The following is a 19,580-nucleotide window of genomic DNA, read 5'->3' as shown; positions in this document are numbered from 1 at the left end:
GGGCAATTTTGTTCTTAGCCAATATGTTTTCTCCATCGCAATAAGAGGGCAATGAAGATAAAACTGCCGATTACACCCATAATTGTACCGACGGGTAATTCGCTGCCGTCAGTCGGCAGACGGCCTAAAATATCACAAATGAGAACCAGTCCGGCACCGGTAACCGCAACATAAGGTGCTGTGCGACGCATATTGTCGCCCATAATGATAGATACAATATTGGGAACGATTAGCCCGATGAAGGGAATGCGTCCAACGGTTGTTATGACCAGACCGGCAATTAGTGAAATGATGACAAGACCGATAAACATGACATGACGATAATTAAGACCGAGATTGGTCGTAAAAGTTTCCCCCAGTCCGGCAACTGTGAAACGGTCGGCTGCCAGATAGGCAGCAATGCAAAGTGGCAATGACAGCCACAATAATTCATAATTGCCTTTGATGATCATACTGAAAGAGCCGAAGAGATAGGCCTGTAAGGATGGTAACAACATTTCCTGATCGGCAATGCCATTTGTCAGGGCTCCGATAACGTAACCCAGCATGATTCCTGTTAATGGTACAATCAATACAGAGCGTAGTGGAATTTGGCGAAGAATAAAAACAAAGAGCATTGAGCCAGCAAAGGCAAAAACCGATGCTACAGTCATTTTTCCGATAACGGGAAGTCCCGGCATGAATATCATGATTATCAGAATGCCCAAAGAGGCAGATTCCGTTACGCCTGCTGTCGATGGCTCGACAAAGCGGTTGCGAACCAGCAATTGCATGATCATGCCCGAAAGAGCCAATGAAATACCGGTCAAGATAATGGCTGCGGTGCGTGGTAGACGAGTTTGGATGAGGTAGAGCCAGCTTTTGCTATCTCCTGCCAATAGATGGGCGGGGGTGACATCATAATAGCCGTAAAATGTACTGGCAATTGCCAATAAGAAAACAATGAAAATACCGAGGCTGAGTTTTTTCACGATTTTTTCCGGCTTTAGATAAAAGGGATATTTGCCGTTCATCGGCAAACATCCCTGTGTTAAAGCCTTAAAATCACAGACAATCAACCCATTTCTTGACTTTTTTTGTCAAGTAGTGGCAATGGTCTTGAGATCGCTCATTTGAATGCGGCATTCAGTTGATTGGCAGTCTCTGTCAGGCCGGTTAGCCCACCGCCGACAAGATACCAGTTTTGGGGATCGAGATAGACAATATGTTTGTTTTTCGCTGCATTTGTCTCGTTGATGACGTCATTGTCAAGTATCTGTGCAGCCGACTGGCCTTCACGGCCGATCGCGGCATCACGATCAATAACAAAAAGCCAATCGGGATTGGTCTCGGCAATAAATTCGAATGATGTGCTCTTGCCATGATTGCCTTTGGTCACTTCTGTATCGGCTGGGGCAATGCCGTAGCCGGAATAGAGAAGGCCGAAGCGTGAGCCTGGACCGAAGGCGCTTATCTTGCCGCCTGTTGTGAGAATTAGCATACCTTTGCCTTTTCCTTCAGCATTTTTGCGTACAGTGGCAAGGGTTTCATTGAGCTTTGCGATTTCAGCTTTTGCTTGATCCTGCTTGCTGAAAATCTGACCGAGAAGCGTGATATTGCGATCTACATCTTTCAGATAATCTTCGGTGCTAACCGTCAGGTCGATGGTTGGAGCAATCTTGGCAAGATCTGCATATTTTTTCTGCGAGCGACCAGCAACAATGATGAGATCGGGTTGCAGACTGGCAACTGTTTCATAGTTGGGTTCAAATAGGCTGCCGACTTTTGTATATTTTTTATCATTAAAGTTTTCCAAATATTTGGGCTTTACACCTTCAGGTACAGCAATAATCGCATCAGCCGCCCCCAGACGCGAGATATTGTCGATGCTGGCGAGATCAAAGACAACAACCTTTTTGGGGTTTTCTGGAACTTTTGTTTCACCGGATACATGTTTGATTGTGATGTCGGCCGCAGCAGGCCCGGCAAAGCCGATGGAAAGAGCAAGAGCGCCTACCAACGCGCCGATTAGGGATTTACGTCTGTTAATCATTGTTTCCTCATTTGGTTGTTGAATGTTCTGGATGAATAAGCCCAGAAAAAATCAGGCAATCGTGGATTGATGGTTTGATCAGACTGCCGTGGGTCTCATTCGGATGGGCGATATAGTCATTTGGAAAGCCTTTTTGTGCCAGAATTTTCGATACGTCTGCACCATTAGGGCCTGAACGCAGTTTCTTTATTTTTTGAATGGCTTTTTTGTCATTGTTATGTGTCTTGATACGTTTGCCGGATGTTGTGATCTGCAAATGGGGGGTGGCTTTATATGATGATACCTTTTTCAGATTTTTCATATATTGGTGTTTGTTCCACCATATTGAAGGGTCTGCGGCGCAGTAATTTGAGAAGGCCATCATATCATCAGAGAAAAATGAATTCATGACAAATAGGCCGCCTAGAGAATGACCATAGAGTGTCATGTCATTGGGATTGACTTTATATTTTTCAAAGATTATTGGCAAAATATCATTGATGATGACCGTACGATATGTAGCTTCACCACCTGTTTTCGGTGTTTTCATCCCCTGTCTTAACGGAATATTTTCGGCCTCTGCTTTGGTTGTAAGGTCAAAGAAGCGTTTCTGGACAATCTCTTTTTTATCTCGGGTCGGATAACCGATTGCGACAATCAAGGCCTGCGGTTTTTCAGCTGATGCGATAGCAAAGGTTGTATTGCCATCAAGCAGCATGATAAGTGGCCAACCTTTTTCAGGCATAGGATATTCAGGTTGCCGGATAAAAATACGATAAGTCTTGCCAGATGCAGATTTGTAATCAATTGTTTTTTCTCTTTGATCCGCATGTAATAGGTTGGGCAGACAGAATAGTAAAAAACCTATGGCGAAAATCGCCATAGGAAGTTTTATCAGATTGATACTTGGTTTTTTCAGCATCTTGGATTTTTGCGCTTGTTTAGAAGTTTGATGTCATGGAAATCCAGTAACGGCGGCCTTCCATTACATTGTTGAACTCGTCGGTTGATACTTCCTTGTTGAAAAGGTTGTAGACGGCGGCATTCAATGTCACATGTTCACTGAATTTGTAATTGGTACCGATGTCAAATGTGTAATAGTCATCATATTCACGTGCGACCTTGCCGAGCTTGTTTTTAAGTTCTTTGCCGTTGGAACCGATACGCAATCCCGCATTGATTTCCTTACCGTGATAATTACCAGCCCCCCATACATTCAACGCTTCAACAGGCGTTTGCCAGTCAATGCGCACATTGCCCATATGTTCAGGCGTACGTGCCAGCGGAAAGTCTTTATAGTCACCGGTTTTCTGTTCGGAGTCGGTATAGGTATAATTGGCACGTATATGGATTTTTTCTGTTACAGCCCACATGCCTGTCAATTCGATGCCTTGCATAACAGCTTCATCGATATTTAGATTTTCAAAAACTGTATATCGTGGGTCTTCACTCCAAAGTGCGTAATTGCCATTGGCGTCGTATTTACGCTGATTGACAATTTTATCCTTGAACTTGGTATAAAAATAGGTAGCGCCCAAATTCAGATTGTAGAGATTGTCATAGATGACGGCAAATTCATAGGATGTACTCTTTTCAGCTTCTAGTCCCTCACCGCCGATAATGACGCCACAGGGATTTTTTTTGCTGGGTCGGTTGCTCTGGTCACCGAAGTAACAGCCACGCCCGCCGGTTGTATATGCATAGCCGGGAATGATTGAACGAATATCGGGTGCACGGAAGCCTGATGACATACCGCCTTTCAGGGTAAAGTTTTCAGTGGCGTGCCAGACGCCATAAAGACGCGGGCTCCAATGGGTGTCATAAAGATCATGATGGTCGGCACGGATGCCGCCGGTCAAGGCGAAGTCATTGGTCAGCCACCATTCATCTTCGGCGAAAAGAGCCCATTGGTCAACGCTGAAGTCATAATTCTGATTATCCCGTTTGCCCGGATTTTGATCATTGAGATCGGTCTGGATGTATTGACCGCCGGTGACCAGTGTATGATTGCCGAACAGCTCAAATGGCGTGGTGAACTTGCCGTCATATACCGTATTGACAACATATGGTTGTCGTGCCGACTGTTCATAATTATTTATCTTGTTATCCCATTGCCAGGAAGTCCGTTTGGTCTGTTCCTGAAGAATAGAAAATTCGGCTGTTGTCCAATCAAAACGACCGGTATATGACGCCATCAAATGGTCGCGTTCATTATAGTTATAGCTCGGGGCGTCTGTATTCCATTCTGAATAGCGCTTCAGATTGGTTGTTCCGCCTTCAAGAACAATATCGTGATTTTCGTTCGGTGTAATTGTTACGCGTCCGGTAAAATCGGTTTCCTTCTTCTCGGGTGTACCGCTTGCAATATGATCTTCATTGCGTTTGAAACCGCGTCCCCACATTTGCAATCCAATGACATTTGGTGCGAGCGGCCCGGCTGCATAATAATTGCCGCCATAGGAATTGCCATATTGGGAGCTTTCATTGGCGGTGCCGTCAACTGTGATGCTGCCGGTCCATTTTTCCGGTACTTTACGTGTGATAACATTGATCACACCACCCATTGCATCCGAACCATAAAGTGATGACATGGGCCCACGAACAACTTCAATTCTGTCGATAGCAGCAGCTGGTGGGATGAAGCTTTGCTCATACCCCGAGTTGCCATTGGTGCGTGAATTGCGTGTATTCATGCGCTTGCCGTCAATTAGGATCAACGTATATTGGCCGGGCAGACCACGCATATAGATGTCCTGTTCACCGGCAGAACCGGTGACTGCTACGCCCTGTACACTGCGCAGTGCATCGGTCAGATCATGGAATGATCCTTTTTCGATTTCTTCACGCGGGATAACGGAAATGGAAGCCGGTGCGTCTTTTACCGTTTGTTCGAAGCCGGTGGCACTCACGACAACTTCATTCAACAATAACGAGCCTTGGGCAGCCTGTTCAATCTGCTGTTGTTCATTGGCACTTTGATTGGTTGCCTGATCACCTGATTGTGTCTGTTGTTGTACTGTGCCGTTTTTCTGTTTTTTGGCTTTTTCCGTACGTTCTTGTGCAGTTTGGGCTTCAGCTACCGGAATTTGTCCTATGACACTTGTCATTACGCTGCAGGCCAGCAGCGCCATGAACGCTTTGTTGAACGTAAAGACCCCGCTTTGCGACTTCAAAATCATGTCAATATTCCCTCAAGACATAAAAGTTGATAAAAAAAGTATTGTTTTAAAAACGGAAAATAAACCTTCTGTCAATACTCATGTTTTAGAACCATTCCAAAAAAGAGCATTTTTTTCTATAGGTTAGGGAGGGGGACATAAAAAAACCGGCATTTTATGCCGGTTGATTTAAATCAAAAATAATCGTTTTTGTTAATTATTTTGATAATCTTTGTCTGTGACAGGTTCCAACCAGTTAACGGGACTGCCATTGACACTCTCGGCAAAGGCATAATGAGACATGGCTGTGGTCGCACTTGCACCATGCCAGTGTTTTTCATTCGGTTCGAACCATACAATGTCGCCGGCGTGGATTTCTTCGATCTTGCCGCCTTCACGCTGGACCAGACCACGGCCGAAAGTTACGATCAGAACTTGTCCTTTGGGGTGTGTATGCCAGTGGGTCCGTGCGCCGGGTTCGAATGTGACGTGGCCACCAGAAAGATCGGAACCCGCATGTGGATCAAGGGCTGCATCATAACGTACCGTACCGGTAAACCAGCTTGAGGGTTGCTGTTTGGAAGGGCGGGCACCGCTTTTAATTATTTCCATCTTCTATCCTTAACTATTGGCTATATCGATGACAAAGCGATATTTGACATCGCTTTTCAGCATGCGTGCATAGGCTGTTTCGATGTCCTGTCCTTTAATTATTTCGATGTCGGCGGTAATATTATAGGCTGCACAAAAGTCGAGCATTTCCTGAGTTTCGGCTATGCCGCCGATACATGAGCCGGCAAAAGAACGGCGTGTGGGAATGAGGCTGAATGCCTGTACATCAAGTGGTTCGACCGGTGCGCCGACTTGAACCAAAGTACCATCGACCTTGAGAAGGTTGAGATAGGTATTGATATCATGCTTGGCGGCGACTGTATCAATGATGAGATCAAGTGAGCTTGCCGCTTTGGCAAAGGCATCTGCGTCTTTGGTGATGACAATATGGTGGGCACCGAGTTTTTTGGCGTCATCGGCTTTGGATGGCGATGTGGTTAACATTGTGACATCGGCTCCCATGGCGTGGGCAATTTTAACGGCCATATGGCCAAGTCCACCAAGACCGGCAACGCCTACTTTCGTGCCTTTCCGGACTTTCCAGTGGCGTAGCGGAGAATAGGTGGTGATGCCGGCACAAAGAAGAGGTGCTGCTGCTGCCAGATCTAGATTGTCGGGAATGCGAAGGACAAAGTTCTCGTTGACGACAACACGTTTTGAATAGCCGCCAAATGTATAACGATCAGGTCCTGTATCATGATCGGGACTGTTATAGGTCTGGATATTGCCTTGTATGCAGAATTGTTCCAGCCCTTGATTACAATATTGGCATGACTGGCATGAGTTGACCATGCAGCCGACGCCAACCCTATCTCCGATCTTATACTTTGTTACGGATGAGCCGACACGTTTGACAAGGCCGACAATTTCATGCCCTGGAATACAGGGATATTGTGTCCCTGCCCATTCTCCACGGGCGGTGTGCAGATCGGAATGGCATACGCCACAATAGAGGATTTCAATGTCGACATCATAAGGCAGGGGATCGCGCCGCTCGAAATGGATGGGTTGGAATTTCTGATCGGGGCCGGTAACAGCAAAGCCTTCACATAAGAACATTAAGGGTCTCCATAAGATGAAAGGATTGATTATCGAATAGATATATTCGATTGCAGCCTGATCTATTAGTCATTAAAATCTGCAAACATATATGAATCCAATGCATCAATTATAATGATTACAAGTTTTGAGGAGAGAAAACCGCAATGGTAAAATTGGCATTTCTAGGGTTGGGCGTTATGGGATATCCGATGGCTGGACATTTGATGCGGGCAGGACATGAAGTGACCGTCTATAATCGTACGACAGCAAAGGCCGAAAAATGGGTCAAGGAATATGGTGGCCGATATGCCAAGACACCGCGTGAGGCAGCTGAAAATCAGGATATTGTTCTAAGCTGTGTCGGTAATGATGACGATCTGCGGCAGGTTACGATTGGGGAAGAAGGCGCATTCGGCAGCATGAAAAAAGGTGCGATCTATGTTGATCATACGACAGCATCAGCCAAGGTTGCCCGTGAATTGGCCGACTATGCCGCCAAGGCCGGACTTGGTTTTATTGATGCGCCTGTATCGGGTGGACAGGCCGGTGCGGAAAATGGCAAGCTGACTATTATGTGTGGTGGAGATGAGGGAATTTATAAAAAAATTGAAGATGTCATCGCCGTCTATGCTGTTGGCGTAAGGCTATTGGGTGCCAGCGGGGCGGGCCAGCTTTGCAAGATGATCAACCAGATATGTCTTGCCGGTGTGGTACAGGGCTTGTCAGAGGGGCTGGCTTTCGGCCTGAAGGCAGGGCTGGATGTCAATGCCGTTCTCGATGTGATCTCGAAAGGGGCCGCCGGTTCGTGGCAGATGGAGAACCGCGGTTATAATATGGTTGCCGATAAATTCGATTATGGCTTTGCTGTCGACTGGATGCGCAAGGATCTGGGTATTTGTCTTGATGAAGCCAAAACCAATGGCGCGACATTGCCGATTACCGCGCTCATCGATCAGTTCTATGGCGATATACAGGCTATGGGTGGCGGACGTTATGATACATCGAGTCTGATCAAGCGACTTGTCGATATGAAAAAATGATTACTGCCATTTTCATGCCTTATCTTCGTTTATAGAGATCAGGCATGAAATGGTTGAGACGTTTTTGCTTTTTTATATTGATTGTTTACCTCTTGCCAGTTGGCTGCGCAATTTTTTGGTGGTCAATGAAAGATCGCCCCGCCAATTTTCGCGTGGCTGAATGGGGAACAAGCGGTATGCTGGAAAAACCGGCTAAAGACAAGGCCGACTTTTATGTTATGGCGGCCCGGCTTGGCGGTTTAAAAGGCGCTCTTGGTGTACATAGCTGGCTGGTTTATAAGAAGCCGGGTGAAACAAAGTATCAACGTTATGATGTTGTCGGTTGGGGGACTGCGCTTCGCCATAATGCCTATGCGCCTGATGCCTATTGGTATTCCAATCACCCCTTTATTGTAAAAGAACTCCATGGACAGGCGGCCATTGATACGATTGCGAAAATGGAAGCTGCTATTGCAGCCTATCCTGATGGTAAGGCGGGTGATTACAGGCTTTATCCTGGTCCCAATTCCAATACATTTGTTGCAACAATTCTACGCGATGTCCCCTAGATTGGAACTGTTTTACCGCCCAATGCTATTGGGCGTGACTTTATGGGAGACGGGATTGTTGCGCGGTTTGATCATCAGGCGATGGATTTCAAATTTAGTGTTTCAGGACTTTTCGGGGTGGCGCTGGGTAAACAGAGTGGTTTGGAGCTCAATCTTGGCGGTCTGGTTGCTGGACTGGACTTTTGGCCTTTGGGTATCAAGATTCCGGCGGTCGGGCGGATAGGATTTTAGGCGCGCAGCTGATCAGTATTACCCCATACGTTCAGAGGCATAGGCCCCCGGACTTGCAGGGAAAACAATAACACGGTTGCCATTGATAAAGGTGCGGTTCTGGATATGGGCGTGAACGGCACGTGCCAGCACCTGAGCTTCGACATCACGACCAATGGAGACATAATCTTCGGCATTTTGTGCATGCGTAATACGAGCGACATCCTGTTCGATGATCGGGCCTTCATCCAGATCGGCGGTGACATAATGGGCTGTTGCTCCGATGAGTTTTACACCGCGCTCATAGGCCTGTTTGTAGGGATTTGCGCCTTTGAAGCTGGGCAAGAATGAATGGTGTATATTAATAATACGGCCTGACATTTCTCGACACAGTTCATCGGATAGAATTTGCATATAGCGGGCAAGCACAATCAGTTCGGCACCGCTATCATGTACGATCTTCATAAGCTCGGCTTCAGCTTGCGGTTTGTTTTCTTTGGTGACTTTTATGCAATGAAAAGGAATGTCGTGATTGACGACGATTTTTTGGTAATCGAAATGGTTGGAAATAACGGCAACAATATCAATTGGCAAAGCGCCGATGCGCCAACGATATAAAAGATCGTTGAGGCAGTGGCCGAAACGCGAGACCATTAAAATGACCTTGGTACGGGCATCTGTGCGGCTGAATTTGGCTTCAATCCCTAAAGGCGCGGCAATGGACCGAAAGCCTTTACGTAATTCGTCAAGCTTTTTGCCTTGTTCGGATACAAAAGCCACACGCATGAAAAAATGCCCTGTATTCATATCGTCGAACTGAGAGCTATCAATAATGTTGCAGCCATGGTCGGCCAGATATCCGGCAATAGCGGCGACAATACCGCGCCGCGATTGACAGGTTACGGTGAGGACGAATTTTTCCATAAAGACCGATCCTTTAAAATCGATGATTTGAACCGCATATTTAAGTTCTTCATCAAAAAATCAAGTCTTTGACGAAAATCTTAATGCTTATGATTGCTGTTAGGGGCTTTTTTCATCGGACAGCTGGATAAACCAAAGATTTTATATCCCGGACAGTAACGTATATAGGCTGTGAAAAGAGGAACAAGACCAATTAATCCGATCCAGCGTATCGGGCCATCGAGAAAAAAGATAAGAGATAACAAAACCAATCCAATCAAGGATCGTATGATACGGTCAACCTTGCCGACATTGTGTTTCATAATATTTCACTTTCATGGGGTTAAATAATAGTCATGATATGCCTCTTCATAGTAGAGCGCAATGCGTCATGTAGGGGACTGTATTATTTAAGACAGATTTACATGATATTTGAGTCATGACGATCTGACCGGAAAACCACGCAATCGCCTGAAAAATATGATGAAAACAAGATTGTGACGGGAAAAGCGGAAAAAATCGCCGTGATCTGGCAAACTATCATTTTCGATCAATCCGCTATCATTTTAATATCATTTTCAATCAAAGTGCTATCAAACGGAAAGCTAAGTGCAGCAAGGCCTTGCACTGATTGAGCCGTTAGAATGTGACATGATATTTGAGACAAATGGGGGTTTAAGGTGTCACGTTTGGCACACATGGGGTTGTGTTACGTGATACCTTATTATTATTCAATAAAAACAGTCACTTGTTAAGCATTTCACATGAAAGAATAAAACCCCAAGGTGTCACGCTTAAAAAAATCACTTTTCAGCACGCCAAATGATCGCGCTAGCCTTAATCATGGCGTCACCGCCATTTGTTTTGCCTGCTGTCCCTATAATGGTTGCAGTGCAGGTGTCTGCCTCTGTTCCCATTATGCTGCCGCATTTTTTTAGACCGTAGGCCAATTGTTTCTTTGGCGTATCTTTAAGACGTATATCAATTGTTCCTGCTGTACCCGTTTCGGTCGAAACTGAGCAAAGAAAAAAGTCTGTGGTGACACCATAGGCAACGCAGTCATCAACTTGAACGGTCTTATCAGTCAAATCTTCATATTCCAGAAGATAGTCAAAAGCGCTTATGTTTTTTATATCTTGTGCAGATACGGCTATTGTTGCAGCAAATAATAGGCCAATCGTATAAAGACATCGTTTCAACATATTAACGGCTCCTACGTTTTCTTCCTGCCACATATTCATACACTTTTTTTAATTCGTTATTATCTAAATCCTTAAGGCTATCCACGCCATAATTGCGCGACATATATTGCTTTAAATTTTCAGATTCATCAGGTGATTTTGTATTGACCTTTATATAACCGTAATATCTTTTTCGCCATTGGTCTCCCGCCTTGACTGGAGCGGTTGCGCTGGAATTAAGGCGACCTAACCACATTAAAAGATATTTTCTTGCTTTTTCAAATTCATCTATTGGGATAAGTGTATAAGTGTTGACTTTGCAATGGCGGTTCAATGCTGCCCATATAGACTTGTGTTCTTTTGGATTTTTTTTAACTAATTTTTCAAGGGCGGCAATCTTATCAACTAAATCCTTAAGTCCCGCTCTTTGTTCAACACTAATATGATCTGCGCCGGGTTTTGTTTCTGCTTTTGTAATTGTTTTATGATTCGTTGTATGAATGACGTGAACATTATTCCCGCTAATGTTTCCAATGCCTGTTATTTTACTATCAGTGATTATTGCATTCTTTTCATACCCTATTTTTTCTTCGATTCGTTTTATATCAACCGATCTAATTCCCGTTATGACATATTGAACGTCAACACCTGCCGCAGCCGCAGATATTAAAATATCAACTTTAAAAACAGATGTTCCCATTTCTATCAGTCGTAAAGTCTCCCTAGAAATACCTAGAAGACGGGCGAATGCAGACTGGTTGTAACCCAATCTTACACGTTCTTCTAAAAGTCGTTCGGCGACATTTTCAATATCCATAACTGCTCCCGTGCCAAAAGTATTTGACAGTGCCAAAAGTTTTTGGCATATTCTTTTTTAAGAACCTGAAATTCGGTTCTGAAAGTTGAACGAGTAACCAATAAAAAGCGGATATTGCAGTACCCGCTTTCAATTAGGAGTTTTTCTAATGGCAAAAGCGCCCTTGGATTGGGAAGGCATTAAGGCCGAAGTCCGCCGCCGCGGTTCAACCCTTAATGAACTGGCACGGGAAAGCGGCATTCATAAAGCCACCTTCACGCATGTCAAAACCAAACACAACACCAAAGCCGAAGCAGTCATCGCAGCCTTTATAGATATGGAGCCGCAAGACCTCTGGCCGGAACGCTATCGACTTAGAAAGCCTCGGATTGTTTCTAGCAGATATAAAGCCCTGTTAGAAAGTAAAAAATCTAACGCTTTGATTGACATGGAGAAGGCCGCATGAACGCCCCTATGTCAACAAAACAGGTTAAGGCTGACAAGGTTCTAACTGACCGCCTTGTGCTTGATCTGGAAATCAAAAAAATCGTCGTACCGGAAAACCGTGCGCGGCATATGAACCCCGCTTATGTTGATGCGCTGGCCGGTTCCATTAAAGAACAGGGCTTGCAATATCCGATCAAGGTGCGTGAACAGGAAGGTAAGCCGGTGCTTGTATCCGGTCGTCATCGTCTTGAAGCTTTTATTGTCAATGGTGAAGAACGAATCCCTGCTTTGCTTTCAACGGCAAAAAACGAGCAAGAGGCACGGCTTGAAGAAGTCACTGAAAATCTTATACGCAATGAGCCGAAAGGCCTTGACCGCTGTCAGCATCTTTATGAATTGAAGCTTGCTTATGAGCAGTTGTATCCTGAAACGAAGGCCGGTGTGGCAGGTGCGAAAGCCCGTCACGGTTCTGCAAACGAAATTTTTTCGTTTGCACAAAAGACCGCCGAGGTTTTGGGCATATCCAAACGCTCGATTGAACTGGCGGTGTCTGTTTGGAAAGGCCTATCAGATAAAAGCCGTGACCGCGTGGTCGGTACATGGCTGGCCGATCATATGGCTAATCTGAAAATGTTATCCGAGCAAAAGCCCAAACAACAAGAGGCCATACTCAAGCTGATTTTGGCGACACCACCCAAGGCTTCTAATGTTGCTGAGGCTTTGATTCTTCTCGACAAGGGCCGTTTGCCGTCAGCCATTGAGCGCAAATTTACAGCATTATCAACGGGTCTTTCAAAACTGAAAGATGATGAACTTGACGTTGTGCTGACCGCGCAAGCCGAGCGGATTGTGGCTTGGGTCAAGGCAAAAGGACTGGCCTAAAATGAGCAAGCGCCGCGACTTGAATACTCTTGATCTTTTCCGTGACTATCACCCGGAAGAAGTCGCGGCCAAGCTTGCGCCGGAAATTACAAAAGGTGGCACGCTCAATGTACAAATTGCACGCGCAGTCGCTTATGCCATGCAAGAGTCTGGCAAGAGCCGTGAAGAAATTGCCGCTCATATGTCGGCTTATTTAGATCAAAGCATAACGGTTAATATGCTGGATGCCTATGCCAGCCCGGCACGTGAAACCCATAAAATCACGTTAGAGCGTTTTATCGCGCTTTTAGATGCAACCGAATGTTATGGGTTGTTGGCTTTTGTCTGCCAATTTGCTGGTTTTATTGCAGTGCCAGAGCGCTATGGCGACATTATCGAGATATGGCGTGAAGAACAGGAAATCGAGAAACGTACCAAACGCCTTGATGCACTCATGGGAAAAGTGAGGTCATTGAAATGAACCTGTTTCAATCACATTACACCGCGCAGGAAATTGCAGACGCTGCCGTCCGTTTAGGTTTGAAAGTTGTACCACATTCAAAATTCCGGGTTTTGGAAATGGCAGACCGTGAAGGTTGGTCAGCTTCACCATTATGCCGCAAGCGCAAGGGACGCAATGGCGGTGGTGGAATGGAATATCATATTTCTTTGCTGCCGATGGCCTTGCAAACAGCGTTGATGGTTGAACATACTTTGCCGTTTCGCCAGATTGAAGTTGCGGAACAAAAAAGCCGTGATCTGGTCAAGGCCGATCAAGTGCAAATGACTGATCTGACAGCGCGACAAAAGGACGTGATGAACGCGCGTGCCGGTATCTTGCATCATATCAATATGCGTATGTTTGATAAAGGCGACTCGCAACGTGGTGCAATCTTGTCATTCTTGGCTGATCTGCAAGCCGGTCGGCTAGCGCCAGATCTGGCGGCGCTGGCAATACATGCAAATGACAAAGGGCGGGGCCTATCACACGGCACAATTGCGCGCTGGTTTGCAATGCGCGAAGATGGCGGGTTGATAGCCCTTGCACCAAAAAAGACCCGTGAAAAAGAAGCCACACCGGTTTGGCTCAAAAGCTTTTTAAAATATTATCGCCAGCCACAAAAGCCAAGCGTTGCGCAAGCCTATGAACGCTGGTGTTTGGATAACCAAGGTCAGACAATGCCAACCCTGCGGCAAGTGCGACACGCACTTGACAAGCTGCCAGAAATTGAAAAACAGCGCGGCCGCATGGGGCCGAATGAATTAAAAACACTGAAAGCTTACAAGAGCCGCGATGTGTCCGATCTTTTGGCGGCGTCTGTCTATGTGGCAGATGGTAAAACCTTTGACGCGGAAATCGCACACCCGTTGCACGGTCAACCGTTCAAGCCGGAAATTACAACCATAATAGATGCGCATAGCCGCAAGATTGTCGGCTGGTCGGCCGCCTTGGATGAAAACGCCAATGCCGTCATTGACGCACTTTTGATGGCAGCGCGCACTTGCGCCATTCCCGCCTTGTTCTATTCGGACAATGGCCGTGGCTATAAGAATAAGAAGATGGAAGATGACTTAACCGGCTTTTTGTCACGGCTAGGCACAACACCGACGCACGCCATTGCGTACAATAGCCAAGCCAAGGGCGTGATTGAAAACTTTAACAAGCGTTGGACAAGCCTATCGCGTGAGTTTCCAACCTATATTGGCCGCGACATGGACAAGCAGGCGTCAACGCTCGTTCATAAGACAACACGCAAAGATATTCAAACAAGCGGTGTTTCATCTTTATTGCCGTCATGGGCTGAATTTTTGGAAGCCTGCCAGAATTTGATTGATCGTTATAATGACCGGCCGCACCGTGGTCTTGAAAAGATGATTGATCCAGTCAGTGGCAAGCGCCGCCATATGACGCCGAATGAAGTCTGGACACGCTCTGTTGTCAATGGCTTCACGCCCGATCTTGTGGACGATGAGGAAGCCCGTGACTTGTTGCAACCGTGGGTCATTCGTAAGACTCGCCGTGCGCTGGTTGATTGGCTGGGTAATAGCTACTTTGCAATGGAACTGGAAAAGTACCACGGCAAAGAGGTTATCGTTGCCTATGACATACACGACGCACAAAAGGTTGTTGTACGCGAGATTGTCTTGATTGACGGCGAAAGAAAGCCCGGTAAGCTGATAGCGGTTGCACAGTTTGAAGGCCATAAGACCCGCTTTGTGCCGTACAGTGCAGAACAAGCAGCAATGGAAAAACGCCACAAAGGCCGCAAGGCGCGTGCGATGCGCAAAGTTGATGCGATTGACGCAGAATTGCACGCAATCACTTTGGACGCATACAGTGAACCCGTTGTGCCAATGCAACCGATTGAAGCGCCGCGCCCCGTTCTGGTTGCCAGCAATGATGCGCAAATAGTGCAGCAAAACAATTCCACCACAGCCAGCAAGCGTCCGAATTTCAGGGATGACGCCGAGTATGCGCGTTGGCTTTTGGATAACCCTGAAAAAGTGACGCCACAAGATCAAGTGAATATTCGGGATGATCTTTTGGCAACAAAACACAATGCCGACTTTCTCGGTCGCCAAGGCGTTGATCTGGATGCCCTCGTAAAGCTTGCCCGATCTGCCGCCTGACGCCGGAAGTCATAGAGACAGAAAGACTATAAATGAAAAACGAATTTGTAGAAACGGAAAATATACAGCGTTTTCACAGTGCCTTGTCGGCACTGGAACGGCGCGGCGCACAAGAGGCTTGCTTAATGGCGGTCGATGGCTTGCCGGGCCTTGGTAAAACAACAGCCTTGCATCGTTGGGCAATCCAGAATGATGCAATCTATGTGCGGGCAAAAAAAGAATGGACGCCCGGCTGGTTTTTGAATGATCTTTTGGGTGAATTGAACGTGACGCCAATGCACTCTTATGCAAAGCGTTTTAGCCAAGCAATGGAAGTCATGTTGCAACGCCAGTCATTCATGGCACAACAACGCCAGACTTTTGCGGTTGTTGTTGATGAAGCTGACCACATATCGCGCAATTCGCGCATTATGGAAAGCATCCGTGATTTTTCCGATCTTGGTGATATTGTTTTCATATTGGTGGGCATGGGCAAGTTGCGTGACAATCTGACGGCCTTGCCACAGGTTGCAAGCCGTATCGCGCAATATGTCAGTTTTGATGTGTCAAGCGCGGCCGATGTACGTTTGTTTATGGATGCCATTTGCGAAGTGCCAGTGGCTGACAATCTGGTCAATTTTGTCCATCAAGTGACGCGAGGTTTTAACCGCGAAATCAAGGAAGCGATTGCCAATATCGAAAGGGCTGGCAAGCGCGGTGAATTTACCCAAGAAAGCCCGATGGCGCTTTCCGATATGGCGGGCAAATTGCTGGTCAATGACCGTCGCAGCGGCAAGCCAATTTTTGTGCCGGAGATTGTATGATGGCGGGTCAAGGAACAACACAAATTGCCATTTTGGGCGCGATAGGCAAAGGCTTTAAATCGCTTGATGAATTGGCCGTGCATTTGCCGATTAACCGCTCTGAAATCAGCAAGGCCGCCAGCAAATTGATCGAAAAATACTTGATTGAGCGGATTGAGCGCGGCCGGTTTCATTTGACGCAGGAAGGCCGCATTTTTTTGAGTAAGGGATGCAGCATCACAAGCGGCCCGAACAAGCCACGTCATATATTGGCAAAACAACCGGCCAATACATTGCGGCAAAGGGCATGGAATGCCATGCGCTTACAAGGTCGCTTTACCGTTCCAAGCATTTGTATGGTGGCAAAAACCGCCGAGGACAAAGCGCCGGAACATAATCTGCAAACCTATTTTCGATTGCTGCTTAACGCTTATTATCTTGTAGAATTAGGCCCACGTGAAAAAGGCACGGCTGAAACGTCAAACGGCTTCAAAGTTTACCGTCTGATAAAGAATACAGGGCCGCTTGCTCCGGTCTGGTCTAAAGGCAATATGATTGACCGCAATGAGCAGACGGAGGGCAGCCATGACCTATCCGCAGCTTGATGCCCATGCCGCCGATCTTTTGGAAACAGCGATTGATAGACTGGGGTCAATCAAGGCGGTCGCGGACAAGATCGGATATAAACGGTCGAGTCTTTCTTTGGCCCGTGCCGGTAAATATCCCGGTGATACGCATAAATTGCGCGTGGCAATTATCGAAAATCTGACCGGCCTTGTTGCTTGTCCATACCTTCAAAAAGAACTGACCGCAGTCGATTGTAGCCAATACCGCAACCGGCCGGTACCAACGAGCAGCCGTGCCGAGGTTAAACATTGGCAGGCCTGCCAAACATGCGCATTCAACCCTGCCACACTTGAGAGGAAAGTATCATGAAACCTTTAAACACAGATTGTAGAGTGCCAGACGGATTGATGAAATTGCATGACGAGTTTTTGGAAATTGCCCGCCATGGCGGCATGTTTCTGACGTCCAGCGATTGCCGCCGCATTGCAATCCAATTGATTTATGAAATGGCAATGAACCCCAACCATAAGGTTGTGCCTTTGCCTTTCCCATTGAACCAAGATGAGCCAGCCAATGCCAATGCGTTCGGCAATGAAGCGGCATAAGAAAAGGAATTTTTAGAATGGCAAAGAAAACAAAAACCGCAGCCTTGACCGCCGTGCCGCAAAGTCGTGACGAGGTTGTGAAATCAATAGCATTGATTGGGAAATTGCAAGGCGAAATAACAGTTGCAAAAGCGCAGCATGACGAAGAGGTTCGTAAGATTGGTGAATTGTTTGAAGGTGTATGCGAACCAATTGTTAACGAACTCAAAAGCCTTGAGGCTGGCGTGCAGGCGTACTGCGAGGCCAATAGAAATGAACTGACAAATAACGGCAAGGTTAAATTCCATGATTTTGGCACCGGCCGAGTCAATTGGCGTTTACGCCCGCCCAGTGTCGGCTTGCGTAAGGTCGAGGCGGTTCTTGAATCCTGCAAGACGCTGGGACTATTGGCCTTCATTCGTACCAAAGAAGAAATCAATAAGGACGCTATGCTTGCCGATCCTGAAAAGGCGGCGACGATTGCAGGCGTGACGATTAAATCGGAAGGTGAAGATTTTGTGATTGAGCCGATTGAATTGCAAACCAGCCAGAAAGGAGCCGCATGATGGGACAGCCACTATATTATGCTTATTGCTATGAGAACGGTGCAATTGGCTTTACTCAAAAGCTTGAAAATGTGCCAACAGCTGCAAAGGTGTTCGCCGAAGGACATGGTAAACAATTCCGTTTCAGTGTGGAAGGGAAAAGCCGCCTTGCACATGATAACCGGACAAGCCTTTGTCCCGGTCTGCCCGAAGGCGATCTGAATGGGTTTATACGCTGGCATAAATGGGCATTTCCTGCCCAATCGTCTTATCTTGATAATTTTGTGGTGGCGGCATGAGCGCGAACGCCCAGCAAATCAAAGCCATTCATGCCGAGGCCAGACGGGTCGGCATGGACGAGGATATGCGCCGGTTTTTCATGTTGCGCGAGACCGGCCATGCGTCCAGCAAGGATATGAGCGAAGCGCAAGCACAAAAAGTTATTCTTGCCATGAAACGCTTGTCCGGTCACGCACCGGCCAAGCGGCCACGCAGCGCAATCGTCACCGGCAAATATGGAAAAAAGCTGCAAGCCATGTGGCTGTCGGCCTATCATCTTGGCGCGGTTAAAAATCCTGATGATCGCGCATTGATTGAATTTTCCAAGCGTCAGACTGGGGCAGCCCATACACAGTTTCTAACGCATGGAGAGGATGCGGCCAAAGTGATTGACGCGATCAAGTCTATGATGGTGCGCGCCGGTCTTGATCTTCACCCATCCGGTCATCCGGCACGAGACGGCATGACCGAACTTGCATTTTTACAGGTGCGTATCATTGCCGCGCAACGCCGCAAGTTGGGATTTGATGCGCGCTTTTCAACCAATGGTGATCTGAATGCTGAAATCGCAAGGCTCGGCGTATTGGTACGCGAGAAGCAAAAGGCGGCGGCGTGATGGCAAGGAAAAAGAAAAATACGCGCCCAAGTGTTAGCTATGATAATCGTGACTGGATTATCCAAAACCACGCGATGTTGCTTGATAAAATTCATACCGATCTTGTGGCAGATGGTTTTTCTTTTGATGCAAAGAAAACACGGTTTTGGGTGAGAAAAGATAACGGCATTTCTGTCAGATTTATTTATGTAAAAAAAGATAAGCCATGGATTGAAGAACAATCCGTTTTGACTCGTCTTACAATAAAGCAACAAACTCTATTCGTTGATTATGGTGGTATTGATACCAGCCTTACGGTGAAGATATGATTGACCGCAGCCTTGACATAACGCTGGATTGTCTTGCCCCGTCCGTTGAGGAAGTGGCGAGTGTTTGCGATATGGAAACGGCTTTGCGGTTGGTAGAACATTTTGGTGGTTGTCGGTTTTGGGTACCGCAAAAATGGCGAGAAGGCCACGAATTGAATGTGATCGGCGAAGAATATGCCAGATTATTGATTGAGCGTATGGGCGGGTCAGAATTGGACTTACCTACGAAAGCATTTACAACAAGGGGCTTGCATATTCTTGTCAATCAGTTGATAAAGACAGGCATGACACAGCGTGAAATAGCACAAGCGTTGCGCATATCCATGAGACAGGTACGCTACAACAAGACACATTCCATGGTCACAAATAAGCGTTTTGGCCCAAAAGTCTTAATGCAGGACTCCCGCCAGATTGACCTTGAAGATTATATAAATAAATCTACCTAAAAACTGCATGACAC

General features: G+C 46.5%; 27 protein-coding genes. 17 read left to right on the top strand and 10 right to left on the bottom strand.

What is annotated here, in order from left to right; translation table 11 throughout:
• Nucleotides 1–14 precede the first annotated feature (14 nt).
• The 4 genes from ACYZ97_RS08175 to ACYZ97_RS08160 form a co-directional block, all read right to left on the bottom strand.
• Nucleotides 15–974, bottom strand: a complete 960-nt coding sequence (locus tag ACYZ97_RS08175; protein WP_473300667.1) for an ABC transporter permease — start codon at nucleotides 972–974, stop codon at nucleotides 15–17.
• A 134-nt stretch (nucleotides 975–1,108) separates the two neighbouring features.
• The gene (locus ACYZ97_RS08170) at nucleotides 1,109–2,032 is read right to left on the bottom strand and encodes a siderophore ABC transporter substrate-binding protein (RefSeq protein ID WP_473298058.1); all 924 of its coding nucleotides are present in this window, start codon (nucleotides 2,030–2,032) and stop codon (nucleotides 1,109–1,111) included.
• 7 nt (nucleotides 2,033–2,039) lie between these two features.
• Nucleotides 2,040–2,933 carry an alpha/beta hydrolase gene (locus ACYZ97_RS08165; protein ID WP_473298056.1) on the bottom strand — a complete coding sequence of 298 codons (894 nt, stop codon included), beginning with the start codon at nucleotides 2,931–2,933 and terminating at the stop codon, nucleotides 2,040–2,042.
• 19 nt (nucleotides 2,934–2,952) lie between these two features.
• The gene (locus ACYZ97_RS08160) at nucleotides 2,953–5,118 is read right to left on the bottom strand and encodes a TonB-dependent receptor domain-containing protein (RefSeq protein ID WP_473298055.1); all 2,166 of its coding nucleotides are present in this window, start codon (nucleotides 5,116–5,118) and stop codon (nucleotides 2,953–2,955) included.
• On the opposite strand from ACYZ97_RS08160, the gene ACYZ97_RS08155 reads away from it, so the two are divergent.
• Entirely contained in the window at nucleotides 5,105–5,317 is a 213-nt protein-coding gene (locus ACYZ97_RS08155; RefSeq protein ID WP_473298054.1) for a hypothetical protein, read from the top strand. The genes ACYZ97_RS08160 and ACYZ97_RS08155 overlap by 14 nt on opposite strands.
• A gap of 65 nt (nucleotides 5,318–5,382) precedes the next feature.
• Here the strand turns inward: ACYZ97_RS08155 and ACYZ97_RS08150 are convergent, their stop codons facing one another.
• Nucleotides 5,383–5,781, bottom strand: coding sequence for a (R)-mandelonitrile lyase (locus ACYZ97_RS08150; protein WP_473298053.1), 399 nt, complete (start codon nucleotides 5,779–5,781; stop codon nucleotides 5,383–5,385).
• Between the two features lie 9 nt (nucleotides 5,782–5,790).
• Entirely contained in the window at nucleotides 5,791–6,840 is a 1,050-nt protein-coding gene (locus ACYZ97_RS08145; RefSeq protein ID WP_473298051.1) for an NAD(P)-dependent alcohol dehydrogenase, read from the bottom strand.
• 146 nt (nucleotides 6,841–6,986) lie between these two features.
• Here ACYZ97_RS08145 and ACYZ97_RS08140 point away from each other — a divergent pair, with 146 nt between their 5' ends.
• The 3 genes from ACYZ97_RS08140 (at nucleotide 6,987) to ACYZ97_RS08130 (ending at nucleotide 8,641) form a co-directional block, all read left to right on the top strand.
• On the top strand, nucleotides 6,987–7,862 hold the full coding sequence (locus ACYZ97_RS08140; protein WP_473298050.1) for an NAD(P)-dependent oxidoreductase: 876 nt from the start codon (nucleotides 6,987–6,989) through the stop codon (nucleotides 7,860–7,862).
• Between the two features lie 125 nt (nucleotides 7,863–7,987).
• Complete coding sequence (locus ACYZ97_RS08135) at nucleotides 7,988–8,410, top strand: DUF3750 domain-containing protein (RefSeq protein ID WP_473298049.1); 423 nt, start codon at nucleotides 7,988–7,990, stop codon at nucleotides 8,408–8,410.
• 42 nt (nucleotides 8,411–8,452) lie between these two features.
• Complete coding sequence (locus ACYZ97_RS08130) at nucleotides 8,453–8,641, top strand: hypothetical protein (protein WP_473298048.1); 189 nt, start codon at nucleotides 8,453–8,455, stop codon at nucleotides 8,639–8,641.
• An 18-nt stretch (nucleotides 8,642–8,659) separates the two neighbouring features.
• On the opposite strand, the gene purU is transcribed toward ACYZ97_RS08130, so the two are convergent.
• The 4 genes from purU to ACYZ97_RS08110 all read right to left on the bottom strand — a co-directional run bounded on the left by purU (nucleotide 8,660) and on the right by ACYZ97_RS08110 (nucleotide 11,521).
• Complete coding sequence (gene purU, locus ACYZ97_RS08125; protein WP_473298046.1) at nucleotides 8,660–9,544, bottom strand: formyltetrahydrofolate deformylase; 885 nt, start codon at nucleotides 9,542–9,544, stop codon at nucleotides 8,660–8,662.
• 80 nt (nucleotides 9,545–9,624) lie between these two features.
• Nucleotides 9,625–9,846 (bottom strand): YgaP family membrane protein, encoded by a 222-nt coding sequence (locus tag ACYZ97_RS08120; RefSeq protein WP_473298045.1) that lies wholly within the window; start codon nucleotides 9,844–9,846, stop codon nucleotides 9,625–9,627.
• Nucleotides 9,847–10,326: 480 nt separating this feature from the next.
• Nucleotides 10,327–10,725: a hypothetical protein gene (locus ACYZ97_RS08115; RefSeq protein ID WP_473298044.1), complete on the bottom strand. Its 399-nt coding sequence runs from the start codon at nucleotides 10,723–10,725 to the stop codon at nucleotides 10,327–10,329.
• Nucleotide 10,726: 1 nt separating this feature from the next.
• The gene (locus ACYZ97_RS08110) at nucleotides 10,727–11,521 is read right to left on the bottom strand and encodes a helix-turn-helix domain-containing protein (RefSeq protein WP_473298042.1); all 795 of its coding nucleotides are present in this window, start codon (nucleotides 11,519–11,521) and stop codon (nucleotides 10,727–10,729) included.
• A 148-nt stretch (nucleotides 11,522–11,669) separates the two neighbouring features.
• Here ACYZ97_RS08110 and ACYZ97_RS08105 point away from each other — a divergent pair, with 148 nt between their 5' ends.
• Genes ACYZ97_RS08105 through ACYZ97_RS08045 form a run of 13 tightly spaced genes read left to right on the top strand, consistent with a single transcriptional unit; the run spans nucleotide 11,670 to nucleotide 19,566 of the window.
• Complete coding sequence (locus tag ACYZ97_RS08105) at nucleotides 11,670–11,966, top strand: helix-turn-helix domain-containing protein (protein ID WP_473298041.1); 297 nt, start codon at nucleotides 11,670–11,672, stop codon at nucleotides 11,964–11,966.
• A complete protein-coding gene (locus ACYZ97_RS08100; protein ID WP_473298039.1) occupies nucleotides 11,963–12,829 on the top strand; it encodes a ParB/RepB/Spo0J family partition protein in 867 nt (288 codons plus the stop codon). The genes ACYZ97_RS08105 and ACYZ97_RS08100 overlap by 4 nt, the downstream gene beginning before the upstream one ends.
• Before the next feature lies 1 nt (nucleotide 12,830).
• Nucleotides 12,831–13,289 (top strand): hypothetical protein, encoded by a 459-nt coding sequence (locus ACYZ97_RS08095; protein ID WP_473298038.1) that lies wholly within the window; start codon nucleotides 12,831–12,833, stop codon nucleotides 13,287–13,289.
• Nucleotides 13,286–15,439 carry a Mu transposase C-terminal domain-containing protein gene (locus tag ACYZ97_RS08090; RefSeq protein WP_473298037.1) on the top strand — a complete coding sequence of 718 codons (2,154 nt, stop codon included), beginning with the start codon at nucleotides 13,286–13,288 and terminating at the stop codon, nucleotides 15,437–15,439. The genes ACYZ97_RS08095 and ACYZ97_RS08090 overlap by 4 nt, the downstream gene beginning before the upstream one ends.
• A 32-nt stretch (nucleotides 15,440–15,471) precedes the next feature.
• Nucleotides 15,472–16,242, top strand: a complete 771-nt coding sequence (locus tag ACYZ97_RS08085) for an AAA family ATPase (protein ID WP_473298035.1) — start codon at nucleotides 15,472–15,474, stop codon at nucleotides 16,240–16,242.
• Complete coding sequence (locus ACYZ97_RS08080) at nucleotides 16,239–16,826, top strand: hypothetical protein (RefSeq protein WP_473298034.1); 588 nt, start codon at nucleotides 16,239–16,241, stop codon at nucleotides 16,824–16,826. The genes ACYZ97_RS08085 and ACYZ97_RS08080 overlap by 4 nt, the downstream gene beginning before the upstream one ends.
• Complete coding sequence (locus ACYZ97_RS08075; protein ID WP_473298033.1) at nucleotides 16,807–17,157, top strand: hypothetical protein; 351 nt, start codon at nucleotides 16,807–16,809, stop codon at nucleotides 17,155–17,157. Before ACYZ97_RS08080 ends, ACYZ97_RS08075 begins: the two co-directional genes overlap by 20 nt.
• Entirely contained in the window at nucleotides 17,154–17,393 is a 240-nt protein-coding gene (locus ACYZ97_RS08070) for a hypothetical protein (protein ID WP_473298032.1), read from the top strand. Before ACYZ97_RS08075 ends, ACYZ97_RS08070 begins: the two co-directional genes overlap by 4 nt.
• A 17-nt stretch (nucleotides 17,394–17,410) precedes the next feature.
• Nucleotides 17,411–17,938, top strand: a complete 528-nt coding sequence (locus ACYZ97_RS08065) for a host-nuclease inhibitor Gam family protein (RefSeq protein ID WP_473298030.1) — start codon at nucleotides 17,411–17,413, stop codon at nucleotides 17,936–17,938.
• Entirely contained in the window at nucleotides 17,935–18,216 is a 282-nt protein-coding gene (locus ACYZ97_RS08060; protein WP_473298029.1) for a hypothetical protein, read from the top strand. Before ACYZ97_RS08065 ends, ACYZ97_RS08060 begins: the two co-directional genes overlap by 4 nt.
• Nucleotides 18,213–18,812, top strand: a complete 600-nt coding sequence (locus ACYZ97_RS08055; protein ID WP_473298027.1) for a phage protein GemA/Gp16 family protein — start codon at nucleotides 18,213–18,215, stop codon at nucleotides 18,810–18,812. Before ACYZ97_RS08060 ends, ACYZ97_RS08055 begins: the two co-directional genes overlap by 4 nt.
• A complete protein-coding gene (locus tag ACYZ97_RS08050; protein ID WP_473298025.1) occupies nucleotides 18,812–19,120 on the top strand; it encodes a hypothetical protein in 309 nt (102 codons plus the stop codon). The genes ACYZ97_RS08055 and ACYZ97_RS08050 overlap by 1 nt, the downstream gene beginning before the upstream one ends.
• Entirely contained in the window at nucleotides 19,117–19,566 is a 450-nt protein-coding gene (locus tag ACYZ97_RS08045) for a hypothetical protein (protein ID WP_473298024.1), read from the top strand. The genes ACYZ97_RS08050 and ACYZ97_RS08045 overlap by 4 nt, the downstream gene beginning before the upstream one ends.
• Nucleotides 19,567–19,580 lie beyond the last annotated feature (14 nt).

The organism is Bartonella sp. bp_1, assembly GCF_055808085.1.
The sequence above is the reverse complement of the archived record's forward strand: the minus strand, read 5'-3'. Positions and strand labels throughout refer to the sequence as shown.